Genomic DNA, 15151 nt, shown 5'->3' with positions numbered 1-15151 from the left:
CTATCGCCTTGCCGGCGAGGCATTGCACCCCGAGCATGAATCCCTGGACACCCTTAACAAGCTGCGCCTCGAGCTAGGATCGGACGTTTTTGCTGCTCAGTATCAGCAATCGCCGGTGCCACCCGGCGGCGGAATGATCAAGCAGAAATGGTTCCGATACTACCCTGCCCTGCCCGAGCGGCAGCTTGGCCACCGCATCATCATGTCCTGGGACACGGCAGCAAAAAACGGAGCGCAGAACGACTGGTCAGTCTGCACCGTCTGGCTGCTGGCAGACAAGGTCTATTATCTTCTGGATATGGTCCGCGGCCGCTACGAATACCCCGAGCTGCGGGACACAGCGATCGCGCTAGCAGAACGGTATAAGCCCTTTGCGATCCTGATCGAAGATGCCTCGACCGGCACAGCGCTGGCCCAGGAACTGAAACTGGCCGGCCTCTACCCGGTCCGCCTGATTCCAGTCCATCACGACAAGATCGGTCGCCTATATGTTCAGCAAGGCAAATTCGAGCGCGGGCAGGTCCAGTTTCCCAAGGACCAACCTTTCATGGCGGAGGTTGAAAAGGAACTGCTGAGCTTTCCGCAGGGCAAGACCGACGACATCGTCGACAGCATCAGCCAGGCGCTCGCGTTCGACGATTGGGGCTACGACAGCACGCTCAGCTGGGTGTGACGATGGGTCAGCCTTTTGCAGAGGCCTCGTCCGCAGCATTGAACAACTCTGCAATCCGGTGCTGCAGGCGATAGCGTTCGAAGTCCGTCGCATGGCAGTTCGCCCTCCGAGCGCGCACCTCGGATTGAGGTAGAAGTAAAAATGAAGGCGGCCGCTTGATCTTTGCTGCGCGAACGCATTGAGCTCTGCGTGAGAGAATAGCCAGGCACTCTCAGTAGCCAGATCAACGAGTGCGACTAGATCGGCGGGCGACGCGCGGCAAACATGTTGAACTGGGTCACCGACATGCAACGCGCCTGCGCTCAACGCAGCTGACTGTCCTTGTTGGCCCGGCGGTTGATGCCAGCGGCCGTAGGCCGCCGGTCCCTGAGGGATTGGCAAGCCACGCAGGTGGTCGCACCCGGCATCGCGAGTCGCCGCGCCTCCGGAATGTCTTCGCCGCACTCTATGCAGTCCTTGCGGCCCGCACCGTTCGCAAGGCGGCCACGCGCCTTCGCCACCGCGTCGGATACGGTGTCATCGATCTGTTCCTGCACCGCGCCGTCGCGGGACCAACCACCAGCCATGACCTTCACCTTGTTCGTCACTAGATAAGCATTCGATCGACCAAAATCACCGCCGCCCCATCAAAATCGCGACCTTCAACACCAACAACGTCAATCGCCGCCTGCCGAAACTCCTGCGTTGGCTGGGGGACTCCGCCCCCGACATCGCCTGCCTTCAGAAACTCAAATGCACCGACAAAGAGTTCCCCGAAGCAGCCATCCGGGCGGCGGGCTACGCGTCGGCCTGGCGCGGCCAGCGCCTGGAACGGCGTGGCCATCCTATCGCGCGTTGGTGAGCCGGTCGTGACCCGCACGGCACTTCTTGGCGACCCGACAGACAAGGCGACGCACTACATCGAGGCAGCGATGAACGGGATGCATTTATCTACCCAACGGCTATCCGCAACCCGGTCCGCAGTTTGAGTACAAACTCGACTGGTTCAAGCGGCTCCGCACACATGCGCGGAAGTTGCTGAAGGAAGAGGTCCCCGTCACCCTCGCCGGGGAGTTCAACGTCGCACCGACCGAACTCGACCTTTACCCAACGAAGTCGTGGGACAACGATGCGCTGATGCGACCCGAAAGCCGCGCCGCCTCTGCCAGCCTTGTGAAGCAGGGTTGGACGGATGCCTTGCGGGAGCGGCATCCGAATTTGCAGATTATACGTTCTAGCACTACATGCGAAATCGCTGGCAGCGCAACGCGGGCCTGCGGCTCGATCACCTGCTGCTCAGTCCCTCGCTCCGCCCCCAGCTCATCAAAGCGGGAGTGGACAGGTCGGTGCGCGGCGAGCCCGAGGCAAGCGACCACGCGCCCGTTTGGGTGGAACTGAAATGCACCTGTCGCCGTTCAGGTCCTAGTCGCCGGAAGGTGTGGCGAGGCGTCGCGCGGATTCGGTGACCTGGACGTGGTCGCGCAACCGCCCCAGGGCGGTCTCCGCAAGATGGCGGTCGCCGTCGACGCCGTCGGGCCGAAGCTTCAAAATCTCCCGCGTCAGGAACCGCTCGGCGACATCATCCGGCACGTTGATGCGGTGGGCGGCATGCAGCGCCAGCCGTGTGGCACGGTTCACAACCTCTGCCTCATCGGGACTCAGTTCGTACATCCATCACCGCTCCGGAACCTGCGGGCATCCTCACGCTTTAAAACTTTAAACAAATGTTCCGGTTCCGGAAAGACACATGGCGAAAGCAAGCTGGAAGGGTCCGGGCTCTCCAATCGGTCGCAAGGGTCCGCGCAAGGCAAACCCCAAGTACAAGCGGCGATCCCGGCAGCCCTGGGAAACGGCGGAAGTGAAAGAACTTCGCGCACTGGCGAAGCAGAACACCCCCACAAGGGTGATCAGCATGAAGCTCGAACGGCCTCCCGCCGCCATCCGCAGCAAAGCGCAACGCGAGGGCATTTCCCTGCGGCCGACCAATCGCTCCCCGTATAACCGTCGCAAGGCATCGTGATGCCGGACCTCGTGCCTGGCAACGTCCCCGAGAAACCGGAGGAGTTCGAGCATATTATTACGACATGGCGCGCGAGATCGTGCGCCGTGTCTGGCACCGTTCTCACCTCTCCGACGACGAAATCATCGTCCTCGCCATGGTTGCCGCACAAATTTCGCTCGCGCGCTACGTCGAACCACACCGCGAACTGGACGCGGACGATACTCTGAACGCCATACTGGACATCCTCGATCGCGGCGAAGTTGTGCAGGCCGTATCGAGCAAGATGCTCTGGCTGTTGAACCACCGCCCGCCCTCAAGGCGGGACGCGCCCTACGGGCAGATTCTTGAGGACTTTGCGACGCTCGTGGATCCCGAGGAGCCATCCGGCCGATGATCAGCCGCGCACAGGTAGAAACAAGCGAACAGGCAGATGCTTCGGCGCGTGAGGGTCGTCTCCGCGAACTGGCTAAAAAGCTGATGTTCAAGGTGACGAAATCCGGTGAAGTGTTCGAACTGGTCAGGCGGCGAACGTAGACTCGATTTAATCGAATTCATCGAAGTTACGAAGGTTCTGAAATCAGACCCGGTCAAACTGTTGCGGGCGATCCTGGCAATTCAATAAGCGGGCGTCTGCAAAGCGTTTTAAATCACTTATTGAATTTCGTGTTACCTCTAGCTGACTGCCAAACGGGCGCGCGGCGTCTGTGGTAACCTCATTCGAGGTCTTCGGACGGACAGGTCGAACTTTTCAAGCCATTATGTCAAAATGAACCCGTTCAAATTCAAAGCAATCCTGATTGCAATTATGTTCATTGCGCCGGCGGATCTTGGACGCGCTCAGGACGCGTATCCAACTCGGCCGATCAGGATGCTTTACGGATTTCCGCCTGGAACAGATGTCGGCGCTCGGCATATCGCTGAGAAGCTTGCGGATCGACTTGGAAGGCCCATCGTTTTCGAAAACGTTGCTGGCGCTGCGGGCAATATCGCAGCGGATCAAACGGCCCATGCAGCGCCGGACGGCTACACAATCGGAATGCTGACCGGCGCCAACATCGTGCTCCGGCCCCTGCTCTATCGGACCATCCCATACGATGTTTCGAAAGCGCTTGTACCGGTGACCGTCGCATGGCGTTTTCCGAACGTGCTCGTCGTTGGAGCGGGTACGCAAGTAAAAGACCTGCCGACTTTAATTGAACGCGCAAGGCATACACCTGACGGGCTCACGTTCGGTCATTTGGGGCAAGGCTCGGTAACTCAACTGGCCGGTGAGCTGCTTAAGCTAAGGGCAAATGTCGGCCTTCGCGGCGTACCCTACCGAAGCGCGCCAGCGCTGGTCTCGGACGTGATTTCCGGGCGCATCGATATGGCGTTCATACCGCCGTCCACCGCTGTACCGCTCGCCAATCAAGGTAAAATACGTGCACTCGCAACGACGTCACTCAGACGGGTGCCGTTTGCTCTTGATCTGCCAACCATCGCAGAAGAAGGATTCCCGGGTTTCGAGGTCAGCGTCTGGTTTGGGCTGTTCGTGCCGGCCGGCACGCCGGAAGCCATTGTCGACCGGCTCGGTACCGAAATGCGGGCTATCATCGCGGCACCCGACATACGCGACTGGCTGCTTCAATTGGGGCTTGAACCCATCGGCGGCTCGCAATCAGAGTTCCGACAAATGATAACCGACGAGAAGACGGTCTGGAGTGAAATACTGCGGAAGGCGGGCATAGAACCGATCGAGTAGCCGCGGTCGGGGATTACTCCAGCCTTGGGATCACGCGTCTCGCTGCCCTGACATCGGCTGTGTCTTTGCCCTCGGTATACTGTTCGAGAATCGGCCGCAGCAATTCGTGCGCTTGGTTGGTTCTGCCCTGGCGAACCCACAAGGAAGCGAGATCGGTCGCCGTTCGCAGCTGCCAAGCTAGAGCTTTCTGCACGCGGCCTAATTCCAGGCTTTGCGTGAAGCAAGCCTCCGCATCACCGGCCGGCGGCTTAGGCATGGAGAGGAGAACGCCACCCTTCACGCGCAGAAGCTCGGGAAGGTACGACAGATAGCCTTGAGTCTCGATCAGTTGAGCGATCTCGTCAGTGAGCTTTAATGCGTCTTGATGACGGCCAATGCTTGCCAAACCACTCACCAGTTCCACATTGAAGCGAACGGTCAGGAGCTCGTAACCGATCGCATGAAGATTCTCCAGGCGGCTTTGCAGCACCTGGATGCCGGCGTCGGCGTCGCCGTGGCGGATCGCGAGTTCCGCACGAAAGGCATGACCGAGATGCAGATAGGGCCCGAAATCGTCCGCCTCCGCACGCGTGACGAACCAGTCCAACTGCTTCTCAACGGCATCGAGGTCGCCAAGCCAAAACAGCACAGAGATCGAATTCACGACCATAGCCAGCGCCATCGGATGTTTCGTGCGGACAGCCTCGTCGAACACACGGTCAATGGAGGCCTTCGCCTGCTCCGGATAGCCCTGAAGCCACAGATTTCGGATCAGAGCGTTTCCAGCCCAGCTGTAATGGTCGAAGCCGAAATGCGTCTTCCGGTTGGCTTCGGACGCCCGCCCGGCTGCTATCGCCGCTTCCAGCTGGACACGGGCTCCTGCAAGGTCGCCCATGAAGTTGAGCGAGACGCCCATCAGCGTTTGGGCCAGCGCTGTCACCGCAGGATCTTCGACCATCGCCGCGATATCCCGGGCGCGCTCTGCATATCTGAAACATGCTCTGAAGTCGCCGCCTCGCAAATGATAAAAGTGCAAGGTTCCGAGCAGGCGGATCTCGTTGAGGTGATCGCCAGTGGATCTTGCAATATCGTGACTTCTGTTCAGTGCCGCGATAGCCACTCCGTCATGGCCTCGCATCAGCATCAGGGACAAGCCAAGCGACGCCTGAAGATGCATTTCATCGGAGCCACCTCGCGTTTTGTCATTCAAAGCAGCGAGTGCGCTTTCTGACCAACGGTGGCATTCCGGGAACAGGCCCATGGCGCGAAAAACGGGCGCGGCCGCGGCGGCAAGCCCGATCCCGATGGAGGCATCGCCGCCTTCGCCAAAGCACCATTCTAAGGCCGCGCGGACGTTGTTTATGGCTGCAAAGTGCGGGGCGCGCTCCGCTCCGGTCGAAAGCGAAGACCACTCGCTTCCGGTCTGCTCGAGCCATCGCCGATAATAGGCTGCATGACGTCGAGACAGATCGGTTCGTTCATCCTGGTCCACGCTAAGCTCAAGGGCGTAGGCGCGGGTCGTGTCGAGAAGCCGGTAGCGCATCATCGCCCCGATCGGGCGCGCGGCAACCATCGACTTCTCGACCAGATTATCGATCGCTTCAAACACCGCTGTACGGTCGAGCGATGGGCTTGGTATCACGTCCAAAGCCGCTTCGAGCGTAAACAAACCGACGAACACCGCCAGACGACGCAGAACCGTACGTTCAACGTCGGACAGGAGCTCGTAGCTCCAGTCCATCATCGCCTGCAATGTCTTCTGTCGCGGCGGTGCTGTGCGGGAGCCGCGCCACAGCAGTGTCAGGTGCTGGTCAAGCAACGCCGCGGTCTGTTCAAGACCATGAGATTCGACGCGTCTCGCGGCAAGCTCGATGGCCAGTGCCACCCCGTCGAGCTTCCGGCAGATATCCGAAACAATTGCTGCCTCAGTGTCGTTGATTTCGATTCGCGCGCCACCAGCTAACGCCCGTTCCACGAATAGTTGCGCCGCCGGGAATTGCTGGATAACGGACGCGGAAAGCCCTGGGGCATCAGGCGGACAGGGCAACGCCTCCAGCCGGTAGACATGCTCACCCTCGATTCTGAGTGCTTCGCGGCTGGTCGCGAGTATATGCACTCCGGGAGCCGTCTCCGCGATAGTAGCCGCAAGCGGCGCTATTGCGTCGACGAGATGCTCGCAGGTGTCCAGGATCAAGAGAATGCGCTTGTCTTTAAGAAACTGAATGAGTGCAGGCGTCGGATTCTCCGACTGGACAGACACTCCCAGCATTGAGGTCACCGCAGTCGCCGCGAGACTTGCGTCGCCGATCATACCGAAATCGACAAAAAGCACTGAGCCGCCAAATGCCTCCGCGATGTGATGGGCGACGGCGAGCGCGACCGTCGTCTTGCCGACGCCGCCCGGACCGACGATAGTGACGATACGCTTGTCGGTGAGGCGAGCCGCCAATTCGTGGACATCGTCATCGCGGCCGATCATGCGATTGACGCGCGCGGGCAAATTGGCGTGCGAGAAATGAGCCGGAACCCGCGCACCACCGCGCCCAGAACCTGTCCGCACCACCGGAGCCACGAAACAATAGCCGCGTCCCGGGACCGTTGTGATGTAGCGGGCGCCATCCTTGCCGTCGCCGAGAGCTTTGCGAAGGCTGTTCATGTGGAAACGCAGGCTGCCCTCTTCGACGATGCTGTCGGGCCAGACCTCTGACATCAGCTTCTGCTTAGTGACCACCTCGTTCGGCGTTGTCACCAGCGCGATGAGAATGTCCAGAGCGCGGCCCCCAAGCTCGACAGGATGACCGTCTCGCTCGAGTAGCCTCTCGCTCATAGCCAGCGTGAAGGGGCCGAACGTCAGTGCATCCCTGGTTTCGCTGCCCGTCGCCGCCATGTGCTTGCCGCAACTACCCTTTTCCGCGCCGCAAAATAGGCCAGAGACACCGCGGGCGCTATACGCGGCGAAAACCTAACGCATTCTAACGACGCATAACGGGTGTTTCTCCGGTCCCTGCCGTACGTCTTTCGGCACGCAAGTGCTGACGACACAGCCCCAACCGAGGAGAGCGCCATGGATAACAGGAATGTCATCGAAGGGATCGACCAGGACCGGCGGCGGCTTCTGAGTGCCGCAACCTTAGGCATCGCCGTGGCAGGAACCGCGGGGCTTCTGCCCACTCAGCTCAGAGCAGCGACCGCCGCAGAGGCCGTCCGGCCCTTCCAGGTTCAATTCCCGGAAAGCGACCTGGCTGATCTGCGCCGCCGCGTTGCCGCGACCCGGTGGCCCGACCGGGAGACCGTGACCGATGATTCTCAGGGCGTGCGCCTCGCGACGATGCGCAAACTGGCGCAGCATTGGCAGACCAGCCACGACTGGCGGAAGGTCGAAGCCCGGCTCAATGCGTTGCCGCAGTTCGTCACCGAGATCGACGGTCTCGACATCCACTTCATTCATGTTCGCTCGAAGCATGCCAACGCGCTGCCGATGATCGTGACCCATGGCTGGCCCGGCTCGATCATCGAGCAGATGAAAATCATCGATCCGTTGACCAATCCCACCGCGCATGGCGGGAGCGCCTCGGACGCCTTCCATCTCGTGATCCCATCGCTGCCCGGATACGGCTTTTCCGCCAAGCCGACCGCGCCGGGATGGACGCCAGTCCGCATCGCGCGCGCCTGGGCGACGCTGATGCAGCGCCTTGGATACACGCATTACGTCGCGCAGGGCGGCGACTGGGGCAATGCGGTCTCGGAGATCATGGCTCTGCAGCAGCCGGCCGGACTGCTCGCGATCCACACCAACATGGCCGCGACCGTGCCGGCCGAAATTTTGAAGGCGCTTTCGGCCGGCGGCCCCGCTCCGGCGGGCCTGTCTCCGGACGAGCAGCGCGCCTGGGACCAGCTCGATGACTTCTACAAGAAGGGTCTGGGCTACGCGATCGAAATGAACAACCGCCCGCAGACGCTTTATGGGCTCGTCGACTCGCCCGTCGGTCTCGCGGCCTGGATGCTCGATCACGACATCCGCAGCTATCGGATGATTGCGCGCTCATTCGACGGCAAGCCGGAAGGACTTACGCCGGACGATGTCCTCGACAACGTCACGCTCTACTGGCTGACCAACACAGCGATCTCCTCCGCGCGTCTCTACTGGGACACAGCGCAAGCCTCGACGGGTGGCGGCTTCTTCGACGTCCGTGGATTAAAAATTCCGGTCGCCGTCAGCGCTTTCCCCGACGAGATCTATCAGGCGCCGCAAGGCTGGGCCGAGAAGGCCTACCCCAAGCTCATCCACTACAACCGGCCAGCAAAGGGCGGGCACTTCGCCGCCTGGGAGCAGCCTGAGCTGTTCACCGAGGAAATGCGCGCCTCGTTCCGGTCCGTCCGTCGGGCGCTCTGATCCACACCGAGCAAAGCCGGCGCGCCAGCTCGGCGCGCCGACCCAAAGCATCCCGACACACGAACTACGAAAGACCGATCCGATGACCCATTCAACAAAGACACACCGTGTGCGTCTCACTCAGGTGTCTCCCAGCTACTGGCGCGTAACCTTCGATCATCCGCCGCTCAACATCTTCGGACCCGAAACGATTCCCGAACTCGAGGCGATCGTCGAAGCCATTGAAAGCGATCGAGACTTGAAGGTCGTCGTGTTCGATAGCGCCATCGACGGTTTCTTCATCACCCATTACGACTTTCTCGCCGAGCCAAAATCTTTCCCCGCCGGGAAAACGGGCTTGCAACCCCTTCCCGACATGCTCGCGCGCATCAGCCGCGCCCCGGTAGCCTCGATCGCTTCGATTCGGGGACGGGCTACCGGTGTCGGCAGCGAGCTTGCGCTGGCCTGTGACATGCGTTTTGCGAGCCGCGAAAAGGCCATCCTCTCGCAGTGGGAACTCGGTGCCGGCCTGGTCCCTGGCGGCGGACCGATGGCCCGTCTGCCGCGTCTCATTGGCCGCGGACGCGCTCTCGAGGTTCTGCTCAGCGCGAACGATATTGGCGGCGATCTCGCTGAGCTCTACGGTTACGTCAATCGGTCGATGCCGGACAGTGAACTCGACGGCTTTGTCGAGGCACTCGCGACCCGGATCGCATCTTTCGACAAGCAGGCGATCGGCGAGATCAAGCATCTCGTCAATCTGGCGAGCCTGCCATCCGACGCGGAGATGATCCCGGAATGGGATGCGTTCGCCGCATCCGTTCAGCGGCCTGCGGCGCAGATCCGGCTGAAGAAGCTTCTCGACCAGGGCTTCCACAAGCCTGGCGACGTCGAAACACGCCTCGGCCATTACGTCGGCGCGCTGGGGCGCAGCTAGCTCGAAACCTTGCATCCTCAGGAGAAAGACCGTGACCGAAAACCAAATCGTCGATTCCGCCTTCACCGCCATCATCAACGCGCCGATTGATCGCATCGATATCCCGCAATGGTGCTTCAATCTGGCAGAGCGTGAGTATCAGAGCTGCTCACCCGCGCACGTATCCGCCGGAGTCACGACGGCCGAGGACGGGCAGCGAATGTCCATCAATGTCGAGGTCATCGGCGGAAGCCTGATGGTGCAGCACTATGTCGAGACTCTCAGCCGCAAGGACCATCTCGTCCTCGAATCCGAATCCGACGTGTTCACGCCGACCGGCCGGACCAGCATCCATGTCACCTGGGAATTGAGCGTGAAGGAGCTGGACAAGGGGCGATGCGAATTCACCAATCGGGTGAGGTCCTACGCGACCGAGGAGATGATGAATTTCCTCGCCCGGCAGGGAATCCCCTTCGATCAGTTCCGCGCGCAGCGCCAGCCGGCGTCCATCGCGCACAACAAGGGCGAAACGCCGTTGTTTGCCGCCAGCATCGAACGTGCCGCGCTGGGAAATAGCTGAACAGAAGCGCGGCCGATGCCGCGATGGAGCGTGCCATGACTCATAGTCCCTCTTTCGACAGAGAAATCACCGGACTTCTGGTGGTCGATCCATACAACGACTTCATTTCCGAGGGCGGCAAGATCTGGCCGCGCATCAAGGCCGTGGCCGAAGCGAACAACTGCGTTCCTAACATGTCGCGAATCCTGAACGCGGCGCGCGAGGCAAAGGTGCAGGTCTTCTACGCCATGCATCACCGCTATCGGCCGGGCGATTACGCCTCCTGGAAATATATCGCTCCGATCCAGCGTGCCGCATGGAAACGCAAGAGCTTCGAATACGGCACCTGGGGCGGAGAGTTTCGCGCCGAGTTTGTACCCGCCCCCGGAGACATCGTCGCGCAAGAGCACTGGTGCTCGAGCGGTTTCGCCAATACCGACCTTGACCTGCAGATCAAGCGACACGGGATCCATCAGTTGATCGTCATTGGCCTCGTTGCTCATACCTGCATCGAGGCGACCGTGCGCTATGCAGCGGAACTCGGCTACGACGTGACCGTCGTGCGGGATGCCGTCGCCGATTATTCGGACGAGATGATGCACGCCGCGCTCGACATTAACATGCCGAATTACGCCAGCGCCATCGTGGACACGAAATACATCGTCGACGCACTCAAATCGTTCGACACCGTAGCTATGGCCGCGCAGTAACTCGCGCAGTTCGAACGGGATGTGTTGCCATGAAGAACAAACTCCTCATCGCCGCCGTCCTCACGATGGCTTTGGCCGCCCCGGTCGCCGGATTTCTGGGAGAAGCGCAGATGCAACAGTCCGTCACGTCCCCTCTCCCGTTTGTTCACGGCTATTCGGCCGGAGATTCGGCACAATCGGAACTCGCTTCGCTCGAACGCGCAACCGAATGGCTCAATTCGCCTCCGCTTTCACCCGAAGCTCTGCGCGGCAAGGTCGTTATCGTCGATTTCTGGACCTACACCTGCATCAACTGGCTGCGCACGCTGCCTTATGTGCGTGCATGGCACGAGAAATACAGCAAGCACGGTCTGGTGGTGATCGGTGCTCACTCGCCGGAATTCGCCTTCGAAAAGAACCTCAACAATGTCCGACGTGCGACCGGGGAACTGGGGGTGAGCTTTCCGGTCGCGGTCGATAGTGACCACACCATCTGGCGCGCATTCCAGAATCAATATTGGCCAGCGCTTTACTTCATCGACGCCAAGGGCCGGCTTCGGCATCGTCAGTTCGGGGAAGGCTCCTACGAACAGTCGGAGATGATCATCCGCCAATTGTTGACCGAGGCGGGCGCCACAGACATCCCTTCCGGGCCCGCTCCCGTGCAGGCCCGCGGCATCGAACAAGCTGCCGATTGGCGCAACCTGAAGTCACCCGAAACTTACCTCGGCTATGATCGCGCTGAGAACTTTTCGTCGCCCGGCGCGAGGATCCGCAACCGTCCGCACACCTACGCCATCCCGACTGAACTGAGTCGCAACGAATGGGCACTGTCCGGTGACTGGACCGTCAAGGGCAATGCGGCGGTCGCGAACAAGCCCGGCGGCCGGATCGCGTACCGCTTCCATGCCCGCGATCTCCATCTCGTCATGGGACCGGTGGCGCCTGGCACATCCGTGAGATTTCGTGTGCTGATCGATGGGCATCCGCCGCACGACGCTCACGGTCTCGACGTTGACAGGCAAGGCAACGGCACACTCTCCGAGCAACGACTGTTCCAGTTGATCCGACAACCTGGACCAATTGGAGACCGGCAATTCGAAATCGAATTCCTCGATCCGGGTGCCGAGGCCTTCGCATTCACCTTCGGCTGATCACGACACACCTCTCGAACCCAGGAGCTTCACAATGGACATCTCCGACCTCCGATCCAGCATTGACCGACGCGACTTTCTCAGCACAGCCGCGATGACCGCAGCGGCAGCGCAGTTTGGCTTGATTGCTCCCGCAGTGGCTCAATCTGAACCCACCAAGCAGGCCGGCATCAAACCGGCGACAACCGCCTCGTTCGCTCCGCTCAAGCAGATCGAAGCCGGAACCCTGAACGTCACATATGCTGAGGCTGGTCCCTCGGACGGTCAGCCCGTTTTGCTGCTCCATGGCTGGCCTTACGACATTTACGCTTTTGCCGAGGTCACGCCCCTGCTCGCATCGGCGGGCTTCCGTGTGATCGTGCCCTATCTGCGCGGCTATGGCGCGACCCGCTTTCTGTCGAACGGCACGGTACGAAACGGCCAGCCGTCGGCGTTGGCGGTGGACACCATCGCCCTCATGGACGTCCTCAAGATCGAGAAGGCCGTGCTCGGCGGCTTCGACTGGGGCGCACGAACGGTCAATATCGTCTCGGCGCTCTGGCCGGAGCGGACCAGCGCCACCGTCTCGGTCAGCGGCTACCTGATCGGGAGCCAGGAGGCCGGCAAGGTACCTCTGCCGCCCAAGGCGGAGCTCGAATGGTGGTATCAGTTCTACTTCGCTACGGAACGCGGGCAGGTCGGTTATGACAAGTACCGGCGCGAATTCTCGAAGCTGATCTGGCAGCTTGCGTCGCCGCAATGGAAGTTCGACGACGCCACCTTCGATCGTAGCGCTGCAGCATTCGACAATCCCGATCACGTCGCCATCGTGATCCATAACTATCGCTGGCGCATGGGCCTCGCCGACGGCGAGGCGCAGTACGCCGCATTCGAGAAGAAGCTCGCGCAATTCCCCTCGATCTCTGTGCCAACCATCACGCTGGAGGGCGACGCGAATGGCGCACCTCATCCGGATCCGAGCGCCTATGCGAAGCGGTTCACCGGCAAGTACCAGCATCGCCTGATCAAGGGAGGCGTCGGTCACAACCTCCCGCAGGAAGCACCGAGGGCCTTCGCCGAGGCAATCGTCGACGTGTCCAAAGCGTGATCGGACGTCGCGAGAACAGTTCAGATTACGGAGAGAAAAGATGAGCTCAAAAGTCCTGTATACAGCAAAGACCCATACCACAGGCGGTCGCGAGAATGGTGTTTCGCGAAGCTCCGACGGACAGCTGGACGTCAGGCTTTCAACACCGGGCTCTAACCGGATCGGAACCAATCCTGAGCAGCTGTTCGCTGCGGGCTGGTCAGCCTGCTTCGAGAGCGCGATATCGCTCATCGCAAAGAAGAAACATGTCGCCCTCCCCGAGGGAGTCACGATTGAGGCCGAAGTCGACCTCAACCTCTCCGAAGGCGGCTACTCGCTGAGCGCGCGGCTCAACGTCGGGATCCCGGGCGTTGACCGCAATATCGCTCAAGCGCTCGTCGACGAAGCCGATAACATTTGCCCATACTCGAAAGCGACACGCGGCAATATCGACGCGTCGATCCGGCTCGTTTGACCGGACCTGATCTGTCCGACCCGCTATACAGGAGACAGCCCCATGGCATTTACCCTTCGGATCAATGGAACGCAGCACAGCGTGGATGTCGACGACGACACACCGCTGCTTTGGGTGCTGCGGGATGTTCTCGGCATGACCGGCACGAAATTCGGCTGCGGCATGGCGCTGTGCGGTGCCTGCACCGTCCATATAGACGGGACCCCTGTACGATCCTGCATCACGCCGGTCGACAGCGTGGGTAATTCGGCGGTCACGACGATCGAGTCAATCGGTTCAACACCCGCCGGCGCTAGCATTCAGAGGGCGTGGCTGGATCATCAAGTGCCGCAATGCGGCTACTGCCAATCCGGACAGATTATGTCCGCCGCAGCCTTGCTTGCGGGCAACGCTAACCCAAGCGACTCCCAGATCGACGACGCCATGTCCGGGAATATCTGTCGCTGCGGAACCTATGTCCGCATCCGCGAAGCCATCAAATCAGCAGCGGCTTCGAGCCGCCAGGGAGGTTGATCATGGTCGGCCCCCTCAACGATTCCTCCACCAAGTATTCACCTTCTCGGCGCGACATATTGAAGGTCGGCCTTGGCACCGGCGGCGCGCTCTTCTTTGTGTTCGGATTGCCGACGCTCGCTCAGCGCCTTCAACCCGATCCGGGCGGCGCTGCCGAAACCAACGCTGCAGCCGAGCCTGAAGCCGCTTTTGTGCCCAACGCGTTCATTCGGATTCCGCCGAGCGGACCCGTCACACTGACCATGCCTTATGTCGAAATGGGTCAAGGCACGTATACCTCCATCCCGATGCTGATCGCCGAGGAGCTCGACCTGGACCTGAGCCAGGTCCGCCTTGAACACGCGCCACCGGACGAAAACCTTTATGCGAATCCGCTGCTTGGCGTACAGGCAACAGGCAATTCCAACGCGATCCGAGGCGCGTGGCAGCCTCTGAGAGAGGCCGGAGCTAAGGCGCGCGTGATGCTGATCGCCGCCGCAGCTAAGCGTTGGGGCGTTGAGCCATCGAGCTGCGGCACGGAGCGCGGCGAAGTGGTGCATTCCTCGACAAACCGGCGCATCGCTTATGGCGAACTGGTCACCGACGCGGCTGCGATGCCGGTTCCCGAGAATGTCGCACTGAAGCAGCCGAAGGACTTCAGGCTGATCGGCACGCCGGCAAAGCGGCTCGATCTTCCTGCCAAGGTCAATGGTACGGCCACTTTCGGCATCGATGCGCGGCTGCCAGGCATGGCATTCGCGACGCTGGCGCAATCGCCCGCGTTTGGTGGTCGCGTCAAAAGTGTCGACGATAGCGCCGCCAAGGCCGTGAAGGGTGTGCGTCAGATCGTGCGGCTTGACGATGCCGTCGCCGTGGTCGCCGACCACATGGGCGCGGCGAAAAAGGGCCTAGTGGCGCTGGCGATCGAATGGGACGACGGGCCGCATGCGAAGCTCGACACCAGCGATATCCTCGCAGAACTCGAGCAGGCGACGCAGAAGCCAGCTGTCGTGGCGCAACGTATCGGCGATGCAAATTCAGCCATCTCGGGTGC

17 protein-coding genes and 1 pseudogene are annotated in these 15151 nt (G+C 60.9%); 15 read left to right on the top strand and 3 right to left on the bottom strand.

The window, feature by feature from the left end:
- The first annotated feature begins 133 nt into the window (after window positions 1-133).
- Window positions 134-673, top strand: coding sequence for a phage terminase large subunit (gene terL / locus VNZ93_RS23115; RefSeq protein ID WP_325710996.1), 540 nt, complete (start codon window positions 134-136; stop codon window positions 671-673).
- 302 nt (window positions 674-975) lie between these two features.
- Here the strand turns inward: terL and VNZ93_RS23110 are convergent, their stop codons facing one another.
- The gene (locus VNZ93_RS23110; RefSeq protein ID WP_349256019.1) at window positions 976-1239 is read right to left on the bottom strand and encodes a DksA/TraR family C4-type zinc finger protein; all 264 of its coding nucleotides are present in this window, start codon (window positions 1237-1239) and stop codon (window positions 976-978) included.
- Window positions 1240-1298: 59 nt separating this feature from the next.
- Here VNZ93_RS23110 and VNZ93_RS23105 point away from each other — a divergent pair.
- Window positions 1299-2118: pseudogene (locus VNZ93_RS23105) on the top strand (exodeoxyribonuclease III).
- Here the strand turns inward: VNZ93_RS23105 and VNZ93_RS23100 are convergent.
- Complete coding sequence (locus tag VNZ93_RS23100; protein ID WP_325710991.1) at window positions 2075-2323, bottom strand: hypothetical protein; 249 nt, start codon at window positions 2321-2323, stop codon at window positions 2075-2077. The pseudogene VNZ93_RS23105 and the gene VNZ93_RS23100 overlap by 44 nt on opposite strands.
- 76 nt (window positions 2324-2399) lie before the next feature.
- On the opposite strand from VNZ93_RS23100, the gene VNZ93_RS23095 reads away from it, so the two are divergent.
- The 4 genes from VNZ93_RS23095 to VNZ93_RS23080 all read left to right on the top strand — a co-directional run bounded on the left by VNZ93_RS23095 (window position 2400) and on the right by VNZ93_RS23080 (window position 4395).
- A complete protein-coding gene (locus tag VNZ93_RS23095; protein ID WP_325710988.1) occupies window positions 2400-2672 on the top strand; it encodes a hypothetical protein in 273 nt (90 codons plus the stop codon).
- A gap of 64 nt (window positions 2673-2736) precedes the next feature.
- Window positions 2737-3048, top strand: a complete 312-nt coding sequence (locus tag VNZ93_RS23090) for a hypothetical protein (protein ID WP_325710985.1) — start codon at window positions 2737-2739, stop codon at window positions 3046-3048.
- Window positions 3045-3188 carry a hypothetical protein gene (locus VNZ93_RS23085; protein ID WP_325710982.1) on the top strand — a complete coding sequence of 48 codons (144 nt, stop codon included), beginning with the start codon at window positions 3045-3047 and terminating at the stop codon, window positions 3186-3188. Before VNZ93_RS23090 ends, VNZ93_RS23085 begins: the two co-directional genes overlap by 4 nt.
- A gap of 232 nt (window positions 3189-3420) precedes the next feature.
- Window positions 3421-4395, top strand: a complete 975-nt coding sequence (locus VNZ93_RS23080; RefSeq protein WP_325710980.1) for a tripartite tricarboxylate transporter substrate binding protein — start codon at window positions 3421-3423, stop codon at window positions 4393-4395.
- 13 nt (window positions 4396-4408) lie between these two features.
- Here the strand turns inward: VNZ93_RS23080 and VNZ93_RS23075 are convergent, their stop codons facing one another.
- Window positions 4409-7261 carry an ATP-binding protein gene (locus tag VNZ93_RS23075; RefSeq protein ID WP_325710978.1) on the bottom strand — a complete coding sequence of 951 codons (2853 nt, stop codon included), beginning with the start codon at window positions 7259-7261 and terminating at the stop codon, window positions 4409-4411.
- A gap of 177 nt (window positions 7262-7438) precedes the next feature.
- Here VNZ93_RS23075 and VNZ93_RS23070 point away from each other — a divergent pair, with 177 nt between their 5' ends.
- The 9 genes from VNZ93_RS23070 to VNZ93_RS23030 form a co-directional block, all read left to right on the top strand.
- Window positions 7439-8767, top strand: a complete 1329-nt coding sequence (locus VNZ93_RS23070) for an epoxide hydrolase (RefSeq protein ID WP_325710975.1) — start codon at window positions 7439-7441, stop codon at window positions 8765-8767.
- 82 nt (window positions 8768-8849) lie between these two features.
- Window positions 8850-9683: an enoyl-CoA hydratase/isomerase family protein gene (locus VNZ93_RS23065; protein WP_325710972.1), complete on the top strand. Its 834-nt coding sequence runs from the start codon at window positions 8850-8852 to the stop codon at window positions 9681-9683.
- Window positions 9684-9714: 31 nt separating this feature from the next.
- Window positions 9715-10242 carry a hypothetical protein gene (locus VNZ93_RS23060; protein ID WP_325710969.1) on the top strand — a complete coding sequence of 176 codons (528 nt, stop codon included), beginning with the start codon at window positions 9715-9717 and terminating at the stop codon, window positions 10240-10242.
- 35 nt (window positions 10243-10277) lie between these two features.
- Entirely contained in the window at window positions 10278-10931 is a 654-nt protein-coding gene (locus VNZ93_RS23055; RefSeq protein ID WP_325710966.1) for an isochorismatase family cysteine hydrolase, read from the top strand.
- A 29-nt stretch (window positions 10932-10960) separates the two neighbouring features.
- On the top strand, window positions 10961-12064 hold the full coding sequence (locus VNZ93_RS23050; protein WP_325710963.1) for a redoxin domain-containing protein: 1104 nt from the start codon (window positions 10961-10963) through the stop codon (window positions 12062-12064).
- Between the two features lie 34 nt (window positions 12065-12098).
- Window positions 12099-13151, top strand: a complete 1053-nt coding sequence (locus tag VNZ93_RS23045) for an alpha/beta fold hydrolase (RefSeq protein ID WP_414710170.1) — start codon at window positions 12099-12101, stop codon at window positions 13149-13151.
- Between the two features lie 40 nt (window positions 13152-13191).
- On the top strand, window positions 13192-13605 hold the full coding sequence (locus VNZ93_RS23040) for an organic hydroperoxide resistance protein (RefSeq protein ID WP_325710960.1): 414 nt from the start codon (window positions 13192-13194) through the stop codon (window positions 13603-13605).
- Between the two features lie 42 nt (window positions 13606-13647).
- Complete coding sequence (locus VNZ93_RS23035; RefSeq protein ID WP_325710957.1) at window positions 13648-14118, top strand: (2Fe-2S)-binding protein; 471 nt, start codon at window positions 13648-13650, stop codon at window positions 14116-14118.
- A gap of 2 nt (window positions 14119-14120) precedes the next feature.
- On the top strand, window positions 14121-15151 hold a 1031-nt coding region (locus tag VNZ93_RS23030; protein ID WP_325710954.1), incomplete at its 3' end, for a molybdopterin cofactor-binding domain-containing protein.

This window comes from Pseudorhodoplanes sp. (assembly GCF_035565795.1).
GTDB lineage: Bacteria > Pseudomonadota > Alphaproteobacteria > Rhizobiales > Xanthobacteraceae > Pseudorhodoplanes.
Note: the sequence above shows the minus strand (reverse complement) of the source record. Positions and strands in the feature narration are given on the sequence as shown.